The following is a 5,312-nucleotide window of genomic DNA, read 5'->3' as shown; positions in this document are numbered from 1 at the left end:
GGTGGGGCGTGCCGATCGCCACCGACACCGCGTTCGTGCTGGGCGTGCTGGCCGTCGTCGGCGCCCGGTGCCCCGATCCGCTCCGGGCGTTCCTGCTGACTCTGGCCATCGTGGACGACGTGCTGGCCATCATGATCATCGCGATCTTCTACACGGCCAGCATCGCCGTCCCCGCGCTCATCACCGCCGCCCTGCTGCTCGCGGCCATCGTGACCCTGCGGTGGCTGAAGATCTGGCGGGCGCCGGCCTATATCGTGCTGGGGTTCGCGCTCTGGGTGGCCACGCTCGAGAGCGGGATCCATCCGACGCTGGTCGGCATCGCCCTGGGCATCCTGGTCTTCGTTTACGCGCCCACCGACCACAAGCTGCTGCTCGCCGGCGAGGCCGTGCAGGAGTTCACCAGCGTTCCGAGCGCGCAGGCCGCCAGGGAGGCCGCGCGGCGGGTCCAGCGCGCCGTCTCCGTGAACGAGCGGCTGCAGCTGCGGCTGCATCCGTGGAGCAGCTACGTGATCGTGCCGATCTTCGCCCTGGCCAATGCCGGGGTGCTGCTCGACGGCGAGAGCCTGCGGGCCGCGCTGACCTCGCCCGTCTCCATCGGCGTCGCGCTCGGCCTGTTGCTGGGCAAGTTCGCCGGGATCTCTCTCGGCACCTGGATACCGCTGCGGTTCGGGTGGGGGGTCCTGCCGGGCAACCTGGTGTGGGGGCAGCTGCTGGGTGGTGCGGCCGTCTCCGGGATCGGGTTCACGGTGGCACTGTTCATCGTGGACCTGGCCTTCGCTGACAATCCGGCCATCCGCACCCAGGCGAAGATCGGCATCCTGGCGGGCTCACTGCTGTCGGCCGCGCTGGGATGGGTGATCTTCCGGCTGGCGTGGGACCGGGGCGGGGTGTGCGCGCCGCCCGAGGCCGAGCCCGCCGAGGAGCTGCCCGACAGGCTCACGGTGCCGGTCGGGCCCAGGGATCATGTGCGAGGCCCCGAGGACGCCCCGGTGACGATCGTGGAGTACGGGGACTTCGAGTGCCCGTACTGCGGGCGGCTCCACCCGATCCTGGAGGAGCTTCGCCAGAAAAATCCCGATGTACGGCTGGTTTTCCGGCATTTCCCGCTGCCGACGCTGCACCCGCGGGCCACGGCCGCTGCGATCGTGTCCGAGGCGGCGGCCGACCAGGGGCGGTTCTGGGAGATGCACGACATCCTCTACGACAACCAGCGTTTCCTCACCGACTCCGACCTGGAGCACTACGCCGCCGAACTGGACGTCAACCCCTGGGCCGACGTGCCCAGCCACTCCGCGCGGATCACCCGCAACCAGGAGTCCGGCCGGGACAGCGGGGTGCGCGGCACCCCCACGCTCTTCCTGAACGGCATGCGCTACCAGGGGCCCCTGAACCTGAATGCGATCAGCAGGGCAGTGGCAGACCTGCGCCAATCCCCGTAACGTCATCGGGTCCGGTTTCTACCCCCGATCGGAGTTCTTTTGATGGCATCCACGATCACCAGCATCATCAGCGTTCTCGTGATGGGCATCCTGCTGCTCGCCGGCGTTGTCGTGACCGCGAGGGCCAGGCGCGACCACGGCTCCGCCGCCATGATCGGCATGGCGGGCTGCATCTTGCTCCTGCTGGGAGTGGTGTTCAACATCCTCCGCTCCTGGGTCCTGATCCCGATGATGGCCGACTCGCTCGGCATGAAGATCGACACGGTTTTCGCCGTCACGACCCCGATCTCCATGATCTTCGACGCGGTCGGCACGGGGCTGCTGATCTGGGCCGTGGTCGCCCGCCGGAAACCGCACCAGCCCGCCCAGCCGCCTCAGGGATCTCAGGGTCCTGGATGGCAGCAGCCCCCGGCGAGCTGGCAGCAGCAGCAGCCCGGCTGGCAGACGCCGCAGCAGCCGCCCTACGGCGAGAATCGGGGCTGACGAGTCACGGGACGAGTCCGCTGGCCAAGTGTGACAATGGCTGAGTAACCCAGAACTCCGCAGCAGCTCCTGAGGGAATCATGAGTCGAGAGCAGCCTGGCCCCGAGGGACAGGATCCCCTCGAAACGATCAGGCACCGCTACCCCCGCCCGGCCCAGCCTCCCCGCCCAGGCACTCCTCCGCGCCAAAGGCAGGAGCCGCCATCCACGCGGCGGCTCCCGTACACGCCTGACATGCTCCCCGACGTGCCGCTCTACGAGACCAAGCCGCCGAGGTCCGTCTGGTGGTGGGTGATCGTGGCCGGCTCGCTCGTGCTGCTGATCGCGGCCATCGCCGTGGCGGGGATCCTGTTGGGACGTGCCAGCGCCGACGCCGCCCCGCGCGCGTTCCAGACGGGGATCGGCCTCACGCTCGGCTGAGGTCCATCGTCCAGTTCGTCTCCCACGTCTGCCCGCCGTCCGCCGAGAACGCCTGCTCCCAGCGGGCCGAGTCCGGGCCGTTCACCGTCCAGATGAAGCGGCACGGCACGGGCCTGCCCTCATGGCTCTCCTCGCCGTAGAACTCGCCCCTGTTCCCCTCGAAGGCGCCCACCATGGGCCGGGTGTCGAGCACGCCTGTCGCGCTGCTGGCCCAGTAGATGGACCACTGCCGCGTCTTGTGGTTGAACACGCGTACGGTCATCCCGCTGAACCCCTTGGTCGGGAACGTGATCTCGTCGAAGCTGGCCGCCCCGTCGAAGTGCCGGGTGGCTACCGAGTGACCGGGGAACTCGTCCCATTCGTCGCTGCCGGCGAGCACTTTCACGAGCTTGCGGTTGGCGACGTTCCAGTGGCCGGCGAGGAAGTCGAAATCGTTCATGCCGCCGAACCTATGGCGGGGTCACTGACAGGTAGTGTCAGTGAATATGCGTGCTTCCCGCCTGGTCTCGATCCTCCTGCTCCTGCAGACGCGCGGCCGGATGACCGCGCAGGAGCTGGCCGATCGGCTGGAGGTCTCCGTACGCACCATCTACCGCGACGCCGAGTCGCTCCACGCCGCCGGCATCCCTCTCTACGGCGACGCGGGCCCGAAGGGCGGCTACCAGCTGCTCGACGGCTACCGCACCAGGCTCACCGGGCTGACGGCCGACGAGGCCGAGTCCCTGTTCCTGGCCGGCCTGCCGGGTCCGGCGGCCGAGCTGGGGCTGGGCGCGGTGGTGACGGCCGCGCAGCTCAAGCTCATGGCCGCGCTGCCCGTCGAGCTCCGCGACCGCGCGGGCCGCATCCAGGAGCGCTTCCACCTGGACGCACCCACCTGGTACCGCGATCCGGAACCGGTGACCTACCTGCCCGCCGTGGCCGACGCCGTCTGGAACGAGCGGCGCATCCAGGTCAGGTACCGCCGCTGGAGGGCGCCCCAGGAGGTGGAGCGGCGGCTCGACCCGTACGGGCTGGTCGTCAAGGCCGGGCGGTGGTACCTCGTCGCGCGGGCGGGCGGGGACGTGCGTACCTATCGTGTCTCGCAGATCCTCGACCTGCACCCGCTCCCCGAGGGATTCACCCGGCCCGACGGCTTCGACCTCGCGGCCTACTGGCAGGGCTACCTGGCCGAGTTCGAGGCCCGGCTGCGGTGGGGCGTGGCGGTGGTACGGCTGTCGCCGCGCGGCATGGAGCACCTGACCGACCTCATGACCCCCGGCGTGGTGGCGGCGGCAGGCGAGAGCGCGGAGCCGCCGGACGAGGAGGGGTGGACGCGCGTCACGGTGCCGATCGAGTCGATCGAGCACGCGCTCGCCGAGTTCCTCAGGCTGGGCACTGACGTCGAGGTGCTGGCTCCCGCCGAGCTGCGCGACCGTGTGGCGGCCACCGCCGTCCAACTCGCGGCCCGCTACCGCCCCGCCTGAGCGACGTCCGCGTCGGCCTGCCAGCAGTGGGCCCAGCGCCCGTCCCCCAGCTCTGTACGCTCAGGCGCCTCCTCCGAGCACACCGGCAGCGCCACCGGGCAGCGCGGATGGAAGCGGCATCCACTCGGCGGGGCGATCAGGCTGGGCGGCTCGCCGTGCCGCGTGGCCTCAGGTGGCGTCACCCGGTCGGGATCCGGCGCCGACTCCAGGAGCAGCCGCGTGTACGGGTGCCGGGCCGACTGCGTGAGCGCCTCGCTGGGCCCGCTCTCGATCAGCCGCCCGGCGTACATGACCGTGATGTCCTGCGCGAAGTACCGGGCGCTGGCGATGTCGTGCGTGATGTACAGCAGTGCCAGCCCGCTCTCCTCGGCCAGCCCCTCCAGCAGCCGCAGCACGCCGAGCCTGATGGACACGTCCAGCATCGACACGGGCTCGTCGGCGATCAGCGCGACGGGCCGCACCGCCAGCGCCCGCGCGATGGCCACCCGCTGCCGCTGCCCGCCGGACAGCTCGTGCGGCAGCTTGTCCATGAACTGCTCGACCGGCGTGAGACTGACACGTTCGAGCAGCTCGGCGACCTGCTCCTGTTCGTGCGCGTCCGAGCGGACGTGTCCGTGGATGCGCAGCGGCCTGGCCAGGTGATAGCGCACCCGGTGGAAGGGGTTCAGTGAGGCGAACGGGTCCTGGAAGATGAGCTGCACCTGCCGCCGGTAGTCCCTGAACGCCGCCCCGCGATGGGCGCGTACCGGCTCGCCGCGCAGCAGCACCTCGCCCGACGTGGCCGGATACACCTGAGCGAGCAGCCGTGCCACCGTGCTTTTGCCGCAGCCGCTCTCCCCGACCAGCGCCGAGACCGTCCCGGCACGCAGCGCGATCGACACGTCCTCCACGGCCCGCACCGGCGGCCGCCTGCCGAGGCGGCCGCGCGGCCCACGAGCGGCGGTGAAGTGCTTGGTGAGATTACGGCCCTCAAGAACGATCATGATGCATCCTCCAGACCACGGCCGCCGTTCAGCAGGCACGCGACATCGCCCTCGAGCGTGGGCAGGACCGAGGAGCACTCCGCCATGGCCAGCCCGCAACGCGGATGGAACGCGCATCCCGGCGGCAACGACCTCAGGTCGGGCGGGGTGCCGGGGATGCCCAGGAGGTGCTCGCGCGGTCCGTGCAGGCGCGGGAACGAGCGGAGCAGGCCCAGCGTGTACGGGTGTCGCGGCGACTTGTGTATGGCCTTGGCGCTGCCGGTCTCCACGACCCGGCCCGCGTACATGATGGCGATCCTGTCGGAGATCTCCATGAGCAACGACAGGTCGTGCGTGATGAACACCACCGCGAAGCCGTACTCCTCCCTGAGCGCCCTGATCTCGTGGAGGATGTCGCGCTGGACCACCACGTCGAGCGCGGTGGTCGGCTCGTCCATGATGATGATCTCGGGGTTGAGCGCGAGCGCGATGGCGATGGCCGCGCGCTGCCGCATGCCGCCGGACAGCTCGTGGGGGTACGAGCGC

At 70.4% G+C, this 5,312-nt stretch carries 7 protein-coding genes; 4 read left to right on the top strand and 3 right to left on the bottom strand.

Translation table 11 applies throughout. The features are described from left to right. The 3 genes from AB0J09_RS55305 to AB0J09_RS55295 form a co-directional block, all read left to right on the top strand. Positions 1-1,439: Na+/H+ antiporter NhaA (locus AB0J09_RS55305; protein WP_360710406.1), on the top strand; the 1,439-nt coding region annotated here is incomplete at its 5' end. Between the two features lie 42 nt (positions 1,440-1,481). Then, positions 1,482-1,922, top strand: a complete 441-nt coding sequence (locus AB0J09_RS55300) for a hypothetical protein (protein ID WP_360710405.1) — start codon at positions 1,482-1,484, stop codon at positions 1,920-1,922. A gap of 233 nt (positions 1,923-2,155) precedes the next feature. Next, entirely contained in the window at positions 2,156-2,341 is a 186-nt protein-coding gene (locus tag AB0J09_RS55295; protein WP_360710403.1) for a hypothetical protein, read from the top strand. On the opposite strand, the gene AB0J09_RS55290 is transcribed toward AB0J09_RS55295, so the two are convergent. Beyond that, the gene (locus AB0J09_RS55290; protein ID WP_360710401.1) at positions 2,328-2,780 is read right to left on the bottom strand and encodes a hypothetical protein; all 453 of its coding nucleotides are present in this window, start codon (positions 2,778-2,780) and stop codon (positions 2,328-2,330) included. The genes AB0J09_RS55295 and AB0J09_RS55290 overlap by 14 nt on opposite strands. A gap of 46 nt (positions 2,781-2,826) precedes the next feature. Here AB0J09_RS55290 and AB0J09_RS55285 point away from each other — a divergent pair, with 46 nt between their 5' ends. Next, positions 2,827-3,804, top strand: coding sequence for a YafY family protein (locus tag AB0J09_RS55285; RefSeq protein WP_360710399.1), 978 nt, complete (start codon positions 2,827-2,829; stop codon positions 3,802-3,804). Here the strand turns inward: AB0J09_RS55285 and AB0J09_RS55280 are convergent. Together AB0J09_RS55280 and AB0J09_RS55275 are read right to left on the bottom strand one after the other, a co-directional pair. Then, positions 3,789-4,787, bottom strand: a complete 999-nt coding sequence (locus tag AB0J09_RS55280) for an ABC transporter ATP-binding protein (RefSeq protein WP_360710397.1) — start codon at positions 4,785-4,787, stop codon at positions 3,789-3,791. The two genes, AB0J09_RS55285 and AB0J09_RS55280, sit on opposite strands and share 16 nt — an antisense overlap. Further along, positions 4,784-5,312: oligopeptide/dipeptide ABC transporter ATP-binding protein (locus tag AB0J09_RS55275; protein WP_360710396.1), on the bottom strand; the 529-nt coding region annotated here is incomplete at its 5' end. The genes AB0J09_RS55280 and AB0J09_RS55275, both read right to left, overlap by 4 nt.

Source organism: Nonomuraea sp. NPDC049784 (assembly GCF_040659615.1).
Classification (GTDB): domain Bacteria; phylum Actinomycetota; class Actinomycetes; order Streptosporangiales; family Streptosporangiaceae; genus Nonomuraea.
The sequence above is the reverse complement of the archived record's forward strand: the minus strand, read 5'-3'. Positions and strand labels throughout refer to the sequence as shown.